Genomic DNA, 13,835 nt, shown 5'->3' with positions numbered 1-13,835 from the left:
TATGGTTCTGTGCCACCGGGGACGGTTCTAAATGGCACGAAATTTTTATCGTGCCATTTAGAACCGTCCCCTTTGGCACTATCTCCTTCTTCATTTCATCCCCTATAACATTTCTTGTTACTTTATCATCCTATGTCACAACATCACATCTACATTCCCAGCAAATCAAGGATCTGTCTTTTGTAGGATACCGGTATGTCCTTTAGCTCCTTTGGAATCTTAAGGACTATCCGTAACATTATGCTGTTTTTATTGCGACCTGTCTTAATGAGGCGCATCATCTGAGATGATATCTCGACTTCTGATTCCTCCAGAAGAGGTAAGATCACATAATAAAGAGCGTCATCGTCAAATGAAATATCCCCGAGGAACACTCCTGTCACAGGATTTTGAGCCACTGCCCTGTTATCAGATAGGAAAATATCAACCGGCTCACCTTCATGAAAAGCATCATCTCTTTTGCCGGCATTACATTTTATATAACCGGCGAACTGGTACGCTTCCGTACCGCCAACAGGTTCTCCAATTTTCCTTGCTGCGTCCGCAGGTAAGACATATTCCTGCATCATAAGATGGAACACTTCCATAAGAGCATTCCCGGAAAGGGTCCCTTCCGCTCCCGAGACTACATCCTTTGCCGCTTCAAGTACACTTTTAGCGAAAAATGGAAAATCCTCAAGATCGGGATCCCAGAAATACTTGCCCTCAGCTACCTTTGACAGCGGAAGGTCCTCATCATCATAGATTCTGTACTGCACATATACAGCTCTGTCGCAGAAAGCTTCCTCATTAACGGCAGCTTCCCACTCCCAGTCATCACTGCTTTCAAGCTCTAATTCCAGATTTTCCCGGATTACCTTATATGCCTCGATGACTTTGGTTATCATCCCATCATCGGACGCCTCTCCCCTATGCCTTTTCGCGTCGGGATGATGGACAAAAAGAAGTCTTTTATACTTTTTCTTTATGGTGTTTTCATCATCGCTCCTTGACGCGCCAAGGATACGATAAGCCTCAATTATATCCATGCTATTCAAGCACCAGCTCTTCGCCGGGTTTAACAATTATTCTTCCGGGAACATCAAAGCTTTCTGCTACAGACTGATCAAAGCAGTTGGTCTTATCTGCAGGGATCATGTGATAGGGAATGTTGTGCTTTGCGCCTACGGTTTTAGCGCACTCAATTGCTTCCTGTACATCCATATTGTAAACACCGTCGCAGCAGAAAAATGCATAATCCAAATTCCTCTCCGCCAAATCCTTCATCTGAGGTGTTGTGGAAGTATCTCCGGACAGATACAGTGTCACTCCATTTGAAAAAGTAAGGATAAAACCCACACATTCATTAACGTCATGATTCTTGTTGTAGCCTGCTTCCACAGCTTCAACCTTTACATATCCAAGATCAAAGTTCTGATGCTGTCCTCCGCTTAAGGCCTCAACCCATGAAATAGTCTCGCAGTCCGGATTCTTTGCAGCTATCTCATCTGTCTGGGTGTGATCATAGTGGCTGTGTGTCATAAGTATCAAATCTGCCGGTACATCATAGCCTTCCCCGGCAAAAGGATCCACATAGATCACTTTTCCCTCAGCTGTAGTAATCCTCATGCTTGCGTGTCCCTGGTACAAAAGTTTTGCTGCTCCCATGTCATCTCCTCCGTTTTCTGCATATGTGCTATTGTTATCGGTGGCTTCTTCCGTTACCGGAAGAGCATCCTGATCCTGCATTTCATTACTATCTGTACTCGGTTCATCCTTTGCCATCATCTCCTTGGCCTCGTCCTGCGATATCTGTGTATATTCAAACGTTTGAATCATTCCATCGCCATCCATGACCTGACCTTTTTCACCACAGGCAGTTATAAGTATGAAAAACATAAGTACCAAAATAGCATAAAGTTTTTTCATTTTAATCCCCTATATGTGCTGTATCCGTTACCTCATTACTTTTCTTTACTATAGACTCTTTATGGGCTTTTGCATAGGACCAGGGGACGGGGTTAGTAATGGCCCATGGGCCAAAAAAAGACGGTAGAAATTCATTTCTACCGCCAAATCTTTCTTAGGAGTTTTTCTCCTCTTCCATCTTTTTAATCAGCTTATCGATCTCTTCCTGAGAAAGCAGTGCCATATCGTTTGTATCAGCCATTGTTCCCTCCGTTCTCCGCTCTTTGTATGACTATATATATCATAGAAGGGGCCGCACGTCATTAACAATATCGTGTGTTTTTTAATTATCCATAAAACTTACAAAACATGAATTTATAAATCTGTTTTTTCATGAAAAATGGCATATTGCGTGAAGCAAATTTTCATGAAAAAATATGGAATTAAATCATTTTTGCTTCGACATTTTACGGTTCAAACGTGCAGATGCCGCAAAACAGGTGGCCGCTGCAAAGAAAACTGCTCCCAGTCCAAAATGTTTATCTGCTATCTGAAATACTGATGAAGCATAGAGAAGCGTTGCTGCAAGTGCATTTAGCTTTGAAATCTCTGCCTTCATCTCTTTAATTCTTTCACTTTCCATCTCTATTACCCTCCTTCTGAGAATAATTTACTCCGAAACATGAAAAATGACCGTTCCTACACCAGAAACGGTCAAATCTACACTGATTTATCATATTGGTATATATGCAGCAATTACTGCCACAATCAGCGCAGGAAGCATGTTGGCAACTCTTACCTTTTTGCCCCAGACAAGATTTACTCCAACGCAGAAAATCAACACTGATCCCACAAGTGACAGATTCGATATCGCTGTCTCAGTCATAATCGGTGCTACAAGCTTTGCCAAAAGGGTTATGGATCCTTCCAGGATAAACACCGGAATTACAGAAAATGCGCAGCCTTTTCCCATAGATGCCGTCATAATTGCGACTATGATGAAATCCAGCACAGCCTTTATTGCAAGAGTTGAATAGTCACCGCTTATACCATCCTGAATTGCTCCGACAATTGCCATTGCTCCTATGCAAACCGTAAGCGAAGCCGTTACATATTGTTCCCAACATAACTTATTTCCTTATAAATCCCTCATCACCTGAAGGCATGACATCCCCTTTTATAGTGACAAAGTCTCCAGCATTCCTGCCGGTGCATGCTTCTGAACAGTTCTTGTAAGAGTAAGAAGCATGTATTTGGCATCGCGTTCAGACATATCTTCTATAAGCTTATGAAGCTTTTCATCGTTCTTTTCCATTAGAATACTTGCAAACAATTCTGATCTGTTCATCGTAACCCCCCAATCCTGTTTACATCATTCTACGTGGGCAGCCTCAAGAATCGCGTCCACATCTGCCCCGACAACATCCAATCCCTCTGCCTTAAGTTGGTATACCTCGTCTATTCCATAAAAATTATTGGCAAGAGCTTTTACATAGCCAAATCCCAGCTCATCAGATAAAATCGGCCCTCCGGCGGTTGTTACATAATACAGCTTATCGGCTTTACATAAGCCTGTAGGTATGCCTGTTTCCGCATATGTAAAGGTCAGCCCAAGGACATTGATCTGTTCAAAAAACTGCTTAAGCATAGCAGGAAAAGAAAGGTCATAATAAGGAGCAGCTATGACTATTGTGTCTGCAGCCGCAAAATCCCTACCAAGAGAAAACATAGGATCATCGTATTTTCCGGCGTTCTTAAGTTCTTCTCGATGATTTATGAACTCTTCATCAACCACAGGAAAATCAACGTCTTCAAGACGGATTTCTTTTATTTCGCCCTCTAAGGTGCTTAAAAGTTTCTTAGCCAATATGAATGTTCTTGATTGCTTGCGAACACAAGCGTTAACAAATAAAATCATAGAATTCTCCTTTTCCTTAAACGGTGAACTATAGTGCTTCTATTTCCTTTATCTCCGGAATTATCTCGTAATCATCAGTTACGGTTATAACTGCATAAGTGGCTTTATCGCTGCTAAACTGTTGATAACAGATGGTACCCGGATTTACCAGTACAATGCCGGTCTCTTTGTCCTTTATGATCTCTGCATAATGTGTGTGACCAAAAAGAACTATATCGGCAATTGCTCCCTGCACATCTCCGCAATGTACTAGAAAATCAAAGGGATACTCCTTTTCAATTACTTTTCTGGCGAGGTTTGAATAACCATGTGAATCAGATATTACAAGGATTTTGCTCATGTTCATAATAATCACCCCTGCGGATTACTGTAGTCCTCACTCTATTATAAATTATGCCCCACTAATTGGCGAGACCAGACAATACTGAGAAAATCTCAAGCACTGCCTGGCCTCTAAAAAATAATTATTTGAAGTTTTTGTAATTCCTCGTCCTGTAGAAACATTTTAACTTGTGATAATGACTGATTCCTATTAGCAGAATTACCAAAAACAGCCACTTTTGAAAGATTTATTCACGCTATAAAGAATCTGATGAAAGAGTTTTCTGAATCTGCTATACTGATTCCAACATATATCAAGGAGGTCCTGTATGAAACGTGAAAAAATAGCCTGCCACTGCAAAAATGTCAACTATGGAATGATCCTTGATGCCGTAAAAGGCGGCGCTGACACCTTCGAAAAAGTCCAGGAGGTCACCGGGTGCAGTACCGGCTGCGGACAATGCCGCGATTTCATCAGCACTATGGTTCGCGATATCCTGATGTTTCCTGAGGATTACGAATCCTGATTCCTAAACCATTTCTCCGCACCAATGCTCTATAGAGCAATTTCCCCATACCTTTTCACAACAAAATATTAGTCAAAATCGTATCTTCTTATCTCACAATTCTTTATGCCGAAGCTTGAAAACTCCTCGTTATCCATCTCCCTGAAGTAGGATTCCACAATCCTTGCTATGCCGTTATGTGCCACAAGGATATAGGTCTTATCATCATCCCTTATGTCATCAAGGAGATTATATATCCTCTGTGCCAGCTGCATCATGGATTCACCTGTGGAAAACCTGCTTGCCATATGCTTTTTGGCTTCATGGAATTCTGCTCCGTCCCTGGGTGTGGACTCATACCTGCCAAAATTCTGCTCTATCAGCCGCTGTTCAATCCTCATTGGAATTCCTGTCATCTCTGATATATGGCGTGCTGTTTCGGAAGCTCTCACAAGCGGTGATGAAAGAATCTCATCCGCCTTTATTCCTTCCGAAAGAATCTTCTCCCCGGTCTCTATAGCCTGCTTATGTCCTCTATCTGTAAGTGCTATGTCTGTGGCTCCGCAGATTTTGTTCTCCACGTTCCATACAGTTTCGCCATGCCTTACAAAATAAAAATGATCACTCATTCAATATCTCCCTTATCAAAGCTTGGATAACAGCTCCGCTGCAAGAGTGCTTCCCTTTTTAGCAGCATAGCCTGCCCATTTCTTAGCTTTGGCCGGATTCTTGTCTCCATACTTACCTGTAAAGTACGCTTCAGCAAGCTCAGATGCAGCATCTATGCTGCCTTTCGCAGCCTTATCTATGAGCTCAAGCATCGATAATTTATCCAGTTTTTTACCAAGCTCCGCCTTAAGATACAGATATCTTTCATGCTTCTCTTCTTTTCCGAAATGCACTTCCCTAAGCTGGGCCGGATTGTTCTCATAATTAAGAACCTCATCCCCAAACTGCTCACTGGTAAGATCAAAGGTCATTCCATCAATCACGTTGTAGCAATGGAAGTTTCCGTCTTCAAGCTCTGTTCCGTAAACCTCTCCGCCAAATATATCCTGAATGAGAAATGCCGTGATGGAACACTGTCCAAGTGTCATGTTTTCCTTAGTCCAATCATCTCTCATCCTGGGTGCACAGGTCTCCCTGCACCAAATCTCGGTCATAATGTCATACATGAATCTGAGATCTTTTATCTTCTCATATCCCGGGGTCTTGGGAGCAACCTTATCGGCATCCTGCCATCCGTAAAATTTATAAGTCCTCTTTAATTCCACTTCCATGTTTCTCTCCTTGTCATTCCTCTTAGCATTTATTCCATGAACTTACTCATCAGTACAAAGTTATCAGCGGGATAAAAGCCTAAACCGGAATAGAATTTCTCATGCATTTCATCATTTACGCTGCTAAGCTCAACTATAGAAGCCCCGTTCTCTCTGGCTATCTCTTCTAAATGCTTCATGAAAGCTGTGCCGTAGCCTTTTCCCTGATGGCCCATAAATATCACGATTTCCTCAAGAAAATAGCCCCGTATATCATCATATTCCTTGAAATATCCCATAAGATATCCGGTTATATTTCCTTCCTGATCTGTCTGAACCATACACATGGAATCCTCCATAGTTAAAACCTGATGGATTCTCTTATATGCTTTCTCATATGTCCAGCAGCATTCCTCTACAGTGTTGTAGTATTCTGTGTATTTCTCTGCTACATACTGCAGGTCGTCTTCTGTCATTATTCTGTATTCCATTGTTTGTTAAATACGCTCCTGCTTTATCATTTAGAAATAAACATACCATAATCTTTAGGTAAGTCAATCGCACCATCTTTGACATGTTCCTTAAGTATTCTTCTGATATTCTCAACAGGAAGATCGATTATGGCTTTGAAGGATGCCAGACTTCGCAGATACTCCACAAGATCCTCTATATCAGTTACATGAAGTGAATCCTCGTAAAATACTTCTCTGACATCGGAAAATGCAGCCTTCAGCTTCGCTCCGCCATTCTGAAGCGTAAAATTGTGATTAGGGTTAAAGTTTTCTCCGCTAAGCTCGAACCACTCTGCAAGCTTATCGGTAAAATTATTTTCACCAAGGGTTGCACAGTAAAACGTACCGCCATCCTTCAGAACTCTTCTGACCTCGCGGATTCCCCGGGAAAGATCCGGAACATGATAGAGCATAGAATGTGCGATAACTACGTCAAACGCCCCATCCTCGAAAGGAAGATTCTGAATATCAGCCTGCTTATACTCAACATTGTCTCTTTCACCAATATTATTTCTGGCACTTTCAAGCATGGCCTCGGACAAGTCAGTAAGCATCAGCAAATCGCATTTCCTTATAAGATCATCACGCCCCATCCAAATGCTGCCGGTTCCGCAGCCAAGCTCCAAAACCTTCATGCCTTCCGTGATCTCATAATTCGATACAATCCAATTACCATATCCCTGCTTATTCGTGGAGCACTTGTCATGAAATGATAATCTCGTATTTATCCCCTTTGATGATGAGTACTGCTCCTTTACTGCCTTTGAATCGTTTGAACTACCAATCTGCATTTTCTTAACCTCGCTTTTTATTATTGTGTTTAAAGCATAAAGTATTCCCTAAGGGCAAGGTCAAACATATTTTAAAAATTTGTCACCCCAAAACTTTTCAAGGCTGTCACGCCTTTGATTCAAGGAACCATTTTGCTCCCCCGGGACAGTCCTCAAAATACAAATGTACCTCTTTTCCATCTACGATACATGTATAGACAAGCCCTGCTCCGCCTGCACGTCTGCTGGCTCCCGGAACGCAGTCCTTGACCCTTGTGATCTCATACCTCCTGCCATCCTCCCATACAATGGACAACGGCCTAATCTCCCCGTCAGACGAGAACCGTACAGTCGTATCCACATAAACCTTATAACCTATTCTCTTAGCCATAATACTGCTATCACCTGCCATTCCGAAACTAAGGCATGCCCTGTGCACACTGCATACCCCGAATCAATGTAAAACCCATGCATGGTGAACAATTGTTCTGTTTGTGTCTCTAATTATACGAATGTATGTTCTGTTTTGCAACCACTAAATATTGTACTGGGAAATTTATTGGACTCCATCGCCCGAAAGGCACATGGTGCCGTAAAAAAGCTGTCCCTGATTCATTTTCAGAGACAGCTATATTCATTAAAATTGTGCCAACAGCTTAGCATAGTTTTCTTTTTCCATTTATTCTATTTGCCTGATCCTGAGGATAAAACCGTAACTCCCGCTTCCTCAAGCTCTTCAAGCACCTTTTCGTAGATTTTCTCATCTCTGGCGCCGACACAGGACTTGACGATCTTGGTCTTATAGCCGTATTTTATGGCATCCATGGCTGTTTTCGCGATGCATGAGCTGCCGTCAACGCCCACAAGCTCAAGCTCTGTGGCTTTCAGACATTTAATTTTATCAGTAAAAGCTTTTGATGAAAAAGCGCTGGGTTCATCCTTTTCATACACAAGATTAGACACCAAAAGCAGACCATCAGAAAGCTCATACCCGGCTCTGCTTCCGGTTACCCCAACATTTTTCACATAAACAATGGAAACATCCTCTTCTTCGTGCGCCAGACGAATCTTGCGATTTATACTTTTCAAAAGTCCGTCGTCGTACTCATCAAGATACTTTTCCTGCATGTCAATGACTACAAGTGCCCTCATTAGTCCCCCTCTCTAATCCGTTTACCTGTTCATTGCTGCTTTTATTGATACTTACCTTAAATTCTATCCCTATGCATGCATTTTTACAAGAAAAAATCTACTGAATCTTGCTTACTCCGCCGCATTTATCGATTGTATCGCTGGAACCGTCGGCGTTATAGGAAAACTCTGCCACGCAGACGCTTCTGTGGAAAAGGCTTCCCCCGGGCAGATCTCCTGTGTGATAAAAGAGGTATGAATGCCCCTTAAAATCGGCAATACCGGGATGATTGGTGAAAACGCCGCCCTCCTCTGTCATGAGAACGCCCCCGTAAACCCAGGGACCTGTGGGTGATACTGAGGTTGAATAGGCCAGATGCTCATCCCTTTTATCTACTCCGAAGGCCGCATAAACCATGTAATAAAGGCCGTCCCTTTTATAGAACCAGGGGCCTTCACCATAGGAGGTGCCTGTGTCATGGCTACCCTTCGCAAAAGCCTCCTCCGTCATGGGAATCTTTACAACGCCCACCTTTTCATCATAAGAGATCATGTCCTCATTCAGCAGAACATAGCGCAGCTCCGGATTACCGAAATAAAGGTAAGCCTGTCCGTCATCATCAATGAAAACCGTAGGATCTATGTCATTCCAGTCCCCTTCATCCACAAGGGGATGACCCAGATCCTTAAAGGGGCCTGCCGGATTATCGGAAACGCCAACAGCTATGGCCATTCCTCCGTTTTTCTTATGAACAGGGCAATAGAGGTAGAATTTACCATTTCTCTCTACCGCCTGAGGCGCCCAGGCTCTGTCATCTGCCCACTCAATGTCATCCAGTGAAAAAATAACGCCGTGATCAGTCCAATTCACCATATCAGTGGTGGAAAAACAGCGCCAGTCCTTCATTGTGTAGAAATCGTTAATAAGCTCATCCTCGTCATGAGTTGTGTAAAGATAAAGAGTATCTCCCAAAACCATCGGCGCGGGATCTGCGGTATAGATGTTTTTTATAATCGGATTTTCACAAAAATTCTTATCTCCCATTGAGTCATTCTCCTTAAAATAATGTATTAACCAGGAATCGCTGCAGAACCTGAGAAACCACCAGCAGAACGCAAATTGCGGCGATACTCATGAGCCAGAACTGCGCAGGGCTGTATTTAAAGCTCTTCCAACACTTGTAGATTCGAACCAGTGCTATAAGATAGAACGCAATTATCGGGATCATGACAAGGGCAAACACCTGATATGAAAACAGGAAAAAGATGAACATTCCCACCATTGTTCCTGCCCACAGCTTCATAAGCGAATCCTTGGGATGCTTGTCGGTAACCTCCAAGGTCTTTTCCGAAATCTCATCCACGTCCATAAATATCTTCTTAAAATTGATAGTAAAGCGACCCTCATAGTCCTTCAGCGCCTTTACCTCAAAATCTGTATCATCGCCCCAATTTCCCATACAAAAACCTCCAATACATTAAAGTCACCCTAATTATACCCACAAAAAGAGCAGTACACTATTCACTAATAGTCATGTACTGCTCAGATTGTGCTATTTATTTGATATTAAGACTTCCCCTTATCAACCCTCAAATTCCTTGGCAACGTCCTTAAGCAGAGCGCGGATCTCCAGGTGCTGAGGGCAGGCATTTTCGCAGCCGCCGCACTCGATGCAGGCACTTGCTTTACCCTTATCGCCGGATGTAATTACGTTTTCGTAGTACATCTTCTGGTTCCAGTCGTTGAAGATCTTTCTGGTGTTCATGCAGGAGAAAATCTCCGGAATCATGATGTTCATGGGGCAATGATTCTGCTCAACGCAGTAATGACATGCTGTGCAGGGAATTGTATCAAGGCCCTTGTAGATGCCTGTAACCTTAGCGATAGCGCCAAACTCGTTCTCATCAAGAGGCTTAAAATCCTTCATGAAGGATACATTGTCCTTCATCTGCTCGAAATCGCTCATGCCGGAAAGAACAACTCTGATACCTTCCTGTGTGGCTGCGAATCTGATAGCGTAGCTGGCATTTGATAAGCCTGAACCGGTCTCATCATATACCTTCTGAGCTGCTTCAGGAAGATTTACAAGGCTTCCGCCCTTTACAGGCTCCATTACAACTACGGGCTTGCCATGCTTTTTGCAAACCTCAAGGCACTTGCGGCTCTGAACGCCGGGATCTTCATAGTCGAGATAGTTGAACTGAATCTGAACAAACTCAACATCAGGATAGGTTGTCAGAATCTTGTCCAGAACATCAGCGCTATCATGGAAGGACAGACCTACGTGTCTTATTTTGCCTTCTTTTTTCAGGTCAAATGCCGTCTCATAAGCTCTGCACTTCTTGAAATGCTCGAAATTCTTGGCATTCTGCGCATGCATCAGATAAAAATCAAAATACTCTACGCCGCAAAGCTCAAGCTGGCTCCGAAAGAAGGGTCTGATATCCTCTTCCTTGCTGAAATAGGGCTCAGTCAGCTTGTCTGCCAGAAGGAATTTTTCTCTGGGGTATCTGTCTGAAACAGCCACCTTAACTGCTTTTTCTGATTTTCCATCGATATAGCCGTGTGCGGTGTCAAAGTAGTTAAAACCGTTATCGATGAAGTAATCTGCCATCTGCTTAAACTGCTCGATATCTACCTCTGTGCCCTTCATCGGCAGTCTCATGCAGCCAAAGCCAAATAATTTTTTAATCTCCGGAAATGAATTATCCATATATAGTCCTCCAACCTACGCTTATTTCTGCGTTTATTATCTTTTTACGGTAAAAACTTGCCTGATGCAAGATACAGTTCATACCACTCGTGGTGAGTAAGATTAGCCTTTGTTGCATCACAGATATCCTTGAGATGTGCGGGATTCATGGTGCCTGCGATAGCCTGCATCTTTGCAGGGTGCCTTAAAATCCATGCGATTGCAACAGCGGTCTTGGAAATTCCATACTTATCGCCGATCTTTGCAAGTGCTGCATTAAGCTCAGGGAAATCAGGATGATCAACGAAGCATCCCCGGAACATGCCGATCTGCAGAGGTGACCAAGCCTGAATAGTAATATCGTTAAGTCTGCAGTAATCCAGAATGCCGTTATCTCTGTCGATTGAACGGTCTGTTGTCTTATTGTTTAAGTATAGCACAGTATCTATAAGCTGTGTCTGATCAAGTGAAAACTGCAGCTGATTGAAAACAAGAGGCTGTTTAACATATTTTTTCAAAAGCTCAAGCTGACCGGGAGTAACGTTGCTGACACCAAAATGTCTTACCTTTCCCTCTGAATGGAGCTTGTCAAAGGCCTCTGCCACTTCCTCAGGATCAAAAAGAAGATCCGGGCGATGAAGCAGGAGCGCGTCAAGATAGTCAGTCTTAAGTCTTGCAAGAATGCCGTCAACACTGCTTAAAATATCTTCCTTACTCCAGTCAAATTCCTGGCGGTCAAAATGAAGTCCGCACTTACTCTGAATATAGATGTCCTCTCTCTTAAGGCCTGTAAGCGGGAAAGCATCACCAAAACGGGTCTCTGCCTCGCCGTCGCCGTAGCATGTGGCATGATCAAAGAAATTGATGCCGGCTTCTGATGCGGTTTTAATGATTTTAGCGGCACCATCTACGTCAAGTGCAGGCATTCTCATGCATCCAAGAATGATTCTTGAGACATTCTGAGGCCCATTAGCTATATTTATATATTCCATGATTTTTCCTCCTGTCTTTAAGTCAAATGTGCACAATTTATGCTAACAAATTACAGGAATGCTTACTTATTACGGATTGAAATGGGTATTATCATTTTTTGTTGTGATAGTTTTGGGCCAGCGTCTTTCCATTGCTTCCGATAAAATGTAATCAGTATCTAACCGTATATTTACAGTTTACAATCTCCCCTACAGGTGAATGCCTCTTTATAAAATCAATGAGCAGATCCGGCATTTCCTCCGTATAGCTCCTTATGGTCTTACATCTTGCAATACTCTTGTAGCCGCCGGTTCCCGTGGCCCTGTAGTTGTTGGTGACAAGAGTATATTTCGCGTCATCCGAAAGCGCTGTTCCATCCAGCTTTTTCAGCATTACGACTCTGTCTCCCACAGGTCTTGATATATCAAACTCATACCAAAGTCCTGCGAAAAAATCATAGTTGTAGTGCTCAACCTTAGGCTTTAAAAAGGCCTCCGATACGCATAGCTCCCCTGTTTTTTCATCTATCTCAAAGTACTCTGCGGCCCGCTCCAAAGCCTCCTTAATATCCGCCTTCGTCACCTCCTTAACAACCTCTGTATTGGCAAAGGGATAAATGTTTAATATATCCCTAATCGTGAGTTTTTCAGGCAGTCCCATGGGCTCATTTGAAATACTTGAGCAGGAAAAATCTGCTCCTGTAAACTCCAACTGAACCTGATTAAAAATCGCCGCAACCTTACTGCCATTTAATGCGCATTCAAGCTTTTGTTCCGGCGCTATCTCCTTTTCAAGCCTGCCTATCGGCTCATCAAGCCATATCTGCAAATCCTCGTTCATCTTCTTCAGTCCGGGATTTGCTGCCTGAAGCTTTTCAAAATCAGCGTAGTGCGCCTCCACCGGAATAAGGAATGACATAACACTAAAGCCGCTATGTGTTATAGTTCTGCCCTTAATAGCCCTGTTATCATCTCTTCCCACGTATTCAGCGTCAAGTACACAGTACTGCATGGCTTTGTCTGGGGGCTGCACGCCGTAGGTTCCGCTCATGGCAACGCCTTCAATGGGTTTATGCTGATGCCCCGTCAGAATAATGTCAAAATCCATCTCTCTGATTATCCTGCAGGCCTGATTTTCCTCCGTATCTGAAAGTACACTGCCTGTGGTCAGATCCTCCTCGAAGCCACCATGGTAGATGCAGACCTTGATATCACACCTTCCCTCGAGCTCCGCTATCTCTTTTTTCAGAGCTTCTATTGGGTCCTCAACCACATATTCTGCAAGGTTTCTCTCCTGCTCCCAGACATTCACATATCCCGTAACCGCGCCTGTTATACCGACTCTTGTGCCATCCTCTAAAGTGTGGATCACATGTTTTTTTACTCCAAGTTCGCCTCTTTTATCTATTACATTGGCGCACACCAAAGTAGCTTTCATGGCCTTTGCAAAATCCTTAAAGGCCTCGTAACCATAGTTAAAATCATGGTTTCCGAAGGTGTAGTAATCAAGGCCCATGGCATTGAAGCCCTCAGCCATGGGATTTAGATCGTATTCATCCCTGTGGCTTAAATAATATGCCATAAGAGGCGTGCCCTGAAGGTTATCACCGCCGTCGATGACAAGGGTGTTGCCATCCTTTTCTCTTTCTCCCTCCATCTGGGCTGCGATGCTAAAAAGCCCGGAATTTTCGTGATCGCCGGTAGCATAATTGATTGGAAAAACATGACCGTGTGTGTCTGATGTGAAAATGATTCTCATTTTATTTTCCTCAATAGAATAATGGACTCATAAAATAGGCTTTCACCTGCGAAAAAAAATCTGAGTGAAGCGCTTTCGCACAACACTCAGACTCTTGATCACATATCA

Annotated in this window: 18 protein-coding genes and 1 pseudogene; 1 reads left to right on the top strand and 18 read right to left on the bottom strand. The window is 43.1% G+C overall.

Annotation, left to right across the window (positions count from 1 at the left end; translation table 11 throughout):
* Window positions 1–149: 149 nt before the first annotated feature.
* From G608_RS0113940 to G608_RS0113905, 7 genes and pseudogenes are all read right to left on the bottom strand, one after another.
* The gene (locus tag G608_RS0113940; RefSeq protein ID WP_035795690.1) at window positions 150–1,028 is read right to left on the bottom strand and encodes a J domain-containing protein; all 879 of its coding nucleotides are present in this window, start codon (window positions 1,026–1,028) and stop codon (window positions 150–152) included.
* Window position 1,029: 1 nt separating this feature from the next.
* A complete protein-coding gene (locus G608_RS0113935) occupies window positions 1,030–1,908 on the bottom strand; it encodes an MBL fold metallo-hydrolase (protein ID WP_242829394.1) in 879 nt (292 codons plus the stop codon).
* Window positions 1,909–2,335: 427 nt separating this feature from the next.
* Entirely contained in the window at window positions 2,336–2,530 is a 195-nt protein-coding gene (locus G608_RS0113925; protein ID WP_026496559.1) for a hypothetical protein, read from the bottom strand.
* Window positions 2,531–2,620: 90 nt separating this feature from the next.
* A pseudogene (locus G608_RS21245) lies at window positions 2,621–2,998 on the bottom strand (DUF554 family protein); the annotation flags it as partial.
* Window positions 2,999–3,064: 66 nt separating this feature from the next.
* On the bottom strand, window positions 3,065–3,235 hold the full coding sequence (locus G608_RS23290) for a hypothetical protein (RefSeq protein WP_155831034.1): 171 nt from the start codon (window positions 3,233–3,235) through the stop codon (window positions 3,065–3,067).
* Between the two features lie 24 nt (window positions 3,236–3,259).
* Window positions 3,260–3,805: an NAD(P)H-dependent oxidoreductase gene (locus G608_RS0113910; RefSeq protein ID WP_026496558.1), complete on the bottom strand. Its 546-nt coding sequence runs from the start codon at window positions 3,803–3,805 to the stop codon at window positions 3,260–3,262.
* Window positions 3,806–3,833: 28 nt separating this feature from the next.
* Window positions 3,834–4,151, bottom strand: coding sequence for a metallophosphoesterase family protein (locus tag G608_RS0113905; protein WP_026496557.1), 318 nt, complete (start codon window positions 4,149–4,151; stop codon window positions 3,834–3,836).
* Window positions 4,152–4,455: 304 nt separating this feature from the next.
* Here G608_RS0113905 and G608_RS0113900 point away from each other — a divergent pair, with 304 nt between their 5' ends.
* Window positions 4,456–4,653, top strand: a complete 198-nt coding sequence (locus tag G608_RS0113900; protein WP_026496556.1) for a (2Fe-2S)-binding protein — start codon at window positions 4,456–4,458, stop codon at window positions 4,651–4,653.
* Window positions 4,654–4,721: 68 nt separating this feature from the next.
* On the opposite strand, the gene G608_RS0113895 is transcribed toward G608_RS0113900, so the two are convergent.
* The 11 genes from G608_RS0113895 to G608_RS0113845 form a co-directional block, all read right to left on the bottom strand.
* Window positions 4,722–5,261 (bottom strand): histidine phosphatase family protein, encoded by a 540-nt coding sequence (locus tag G608_RS0113895; protein WP_026496555.1) that lies wholly within the window; start codon window positions 5,259–5,261, stop codon window positions 4,722–4,724.
* A gap of 15 nt (window positions 5,262–5,276) precedes the next feature.
* The gene (locus G608_RS21240; protein ID WP_242829393.1) at window positions 5,277–5,912 is read right to left on the bottom strand and encodes a YunG family protein; all 636 of its coding nucleotides are present in this window, start codon (window positions 5,910–5,912) and stop codon (window positions 5,277–5,279) included.
* Window positions 5,913–5,941: 29 nt separating this feature from the next.
* Window positions 5,942–6,382 carry a GNAT family N-acetyltransferase gene (locus tag G608_RS0113885; RefSeq protein WP_051209359.1) on the bottom strand — a complete coding sequence of 147 codons (441 nt, stop codon included), beginning with the start codon at window positions 6,380–6,382 and terminating at the stop codon, window positions 5,942–5,944.
* 26 nt (window positions 6,383–6,408) lie between these two features.
* Entirely contained in the window at window positions 6,409–7,194 is a 786-nt protein-coding gene (locus G608_RS0113880) for a class I SAM-dependent methyltransferase (RefSeq protein ID WP_026496553.1), read from the bottom strand.
* Window positions 7,195–7,300: 106 nt separating this feature from the next.
* Entirely contained in the window at window positions 7,301–7,564 is a 264-nt protein-coding gene (locus G608_RS0113875; RefSeq protein WP_035793279.1) for a hypothetical protein, read from the bottom strand.
* A 293-nt stretch (window positions 7,565–7,857) separates the two neighbouring features.
* On the bottom strand, window positions 7,858–8,325 hold the full coding sequence (locus tag G608_RS0113870) for a cysteine hydrolase family protein (RefSeq protein ID WP_026496551.1): 468 nt from the start codon (window positions 8,323–8,325) through the stop codon (window positions 7,858–7,860).
* Window positions 8,326–8,422: 97 nt separating this feature from the next.
* Complete coding sequence (locus G608_RS21235; RefSeq protein ID WP_051209357.1) at window positions 8,423–9,349, bottom strand: glycoside hydrolase family 43 protein; 927 nt, start codon at window positions 9,347–9,349, stop codon at window positions 8,423–8,425.
* Window positions 9,350–9,362: 13 nt separating this feature from the next.
* Window positions 9,363–9,764, bottom strand: a complete 402-nt coding sequence (locus tag G608_RS0113860) for a hypothetical protein (RefSeq protein WP_026496550.1) — start codon at window positions 9,762–9,764, stop codon at window positions 9,363–9,365.
* Window positions 9,765–9,887: 123 nt separating this feature from the next.
* A complete protein-coding gene (locus tag G608_RS0113855; RefSeq protein WP_026496549.1) occupies window positions 9,888–11,018 on the bottom strand; it encodes an aldo/keto reductase in 1,131 nt (376 codons plus the stop codon).
* 44 nt (window positions 11,019–11,062) lie between these two features.
* The gene (locus G608_RS0113850) at window positions 11,063–11,989 is read right to left on the bottom strand and encodes an aldo/keto reductase (protein ID WP_026496548.1); all 927 of its coding nucleotides are present in this window, start codon (window positions 11,987–11,989) and stop codon (window positions 11,063–11,065) included.
* Window positions 11,990–12,140: 151 nt separating this feature from the next.
* The gene (locus G608_RS0113845; protein WP_026496547.1) at window positions 12,141–13,727 is read right to left on the bottom strand and encodes a bifunctional metallophosphatase/5'-nucleotidase; all 1,587 of its coding nucleotides are present in this window, start codon (window positions 13,725–13,727) and stop codon (window positions 12,141–12,143) included.
* Window positions 13,728–13,835: the final 108 nt, after the last annotated feature.

The organism is Butyrivibrio sp. WCD3002, from assembly GCF_000424265.1.
In the GTDB taxonomy this organism is placed as follows: domain Bacteria; phylum Bacillota; class Clostridia; order Lachnospirales; family Lachnospiraceae; genus Butyrivibrio.
The sequence above is the reverse complement of the archived record's forward strand: the minus strand, read 5'-3'. Positions and strand labels throughout refer to the sequence as shown.

What these genes read in the sequence shown, in the direction of transcription:
- G608_RS0113855 (WP_026496549.1), bottom strand. Translation starts at nt 11,018, where the DNA reads ATGGATAATTCATTTCCGGAGATTAAAAAATTATTTGGCTTTGGCTGC.
- G608_RS0113875 (WP_035793279.1), bottom strand. Translation starts at nt 7,564, where the DNA reads ATGGCTAAGAGAATAGGTTATAAGGTTTATGTGGATACGACTGTACGG.
- G608_RS0113870 (WP_026496551.1), bottom strand. Translation starts at nt 8,325, where the DNA reads ATGAGGGCACTTGTAGTCATTGACATGCAGGAAAAGTATCTTGATGAG.
- G608_RS0113900 (WP_026496556.1), top strand. Translation starts at nt 4,456, where the DNA reads ATGAAACGTGAAAAAATAGCCTGCCACTGCAAAAATGTCAACTATGGA.
- G608_RS0113895 (WP_026496555.1), bottom strand. Translation starts at nt 5,261, where the DNA reads ATGAGTGATCATTTTTATTTTGTAAGGCATGGCGAAACTGTATGGAAC.
- G608_RS0113860 (WP_026496550.1), bottom strand. Translation starts at nt 9,764, where the DNA reads ATGGGAAATTGGGGCGATGATACAGATTTTGAGGTAAAGGCGCTGAAG.
- G608_RS0113940 (WP_035795690.1), bottom strand. Translation starts at nt 1,028, where the DNA reads ATGGATATAATTGAGGCTTATCGTATCCTTGGCGCGTCAAGGAGCGAT.
- G608_RS0113850 (WP_026496548.1), bottom strand. Translation starts at nt 11,989, where the DNA reads ATGGAATATATAAATATAGCTAATGGGCCTCAGAATGTCTCAAGAATC.
- G608_RS0113880 (WP_026496553.1), bottom strand. Translation starts at nt 7,194, where the DNA reads ATGCAGATTGGTAGTTCAAACGATTCAAAGGCAGTAAAGGAGCAGTAC.
- G608_RS23290 (WP_155831034.1), bottom strand. Translation starts at nt 3,235, where the DNA reads ATGAACAGATCAGAATTGTTTGCAAGTATTCTAATGGAAAAGAACGAT.
- G608_RS0113905 (WP_026496557.1), bottom strand. Translation starts at nt 4,151, where the DNA reads ATGAACATGAGCAAAATCCTTGTAATATCTGATTCACATGGTTATTCA.
- G608_RS21240 (WP_242829393.1), bottom strand. Translation starts at nt 5,912, where the DNA reads ATGGAAGTGGAATTAAAGAGGACTTATAAATTTTACGGATGGCAGGAT.
- G608_RS21235 (WP_051209357.1), bottom strand. Translation starts at nt 9,349, where the DNA reads ATGGGAGATAAGAATTTTTGTGAAAATCCGATTATAAAAAACATCTAT.
- G608_RS0113910 (WP_026496558.1), bottom strand. Translation starts at nt 3,805, where the DNA reads ATGATTTTATTTGTTAACGCTTGTGTTCGCAAGCAATCAAGAACATTC.
- G608_RS0113925 (WP_026496559.1), bottom strand. Translation starts at nt 2,530, where the DNA reads ATGGAAAGTGAAAGAATTAAAGAGATGAAGGCAGAGATTTCAAAGCTA.
- G608_RS0113935 (WP_242829394.1), bottom strand. Translation starts at nt 1,908, where the DNA reads ATGAAAAAACTTTATGCTATTTTGGTACTTATGTTTTTCATACTTATA.
- G608_RS0113845 (WP_026496547.1), bottom strand. Translation starts at nt 13,727, where the DNA reads ATGAGAATCATTTTCACATCAGACACACACGGTCATGTTTTTCCAATC.
- G608_RS0113885 (WP_051209359.1), bottom strand. Translation starts at nt 6,382, where the DNA reads ATGGAATACAGAATAATGACAGAAGACGACCTGCAGTATGTAGCAGAG.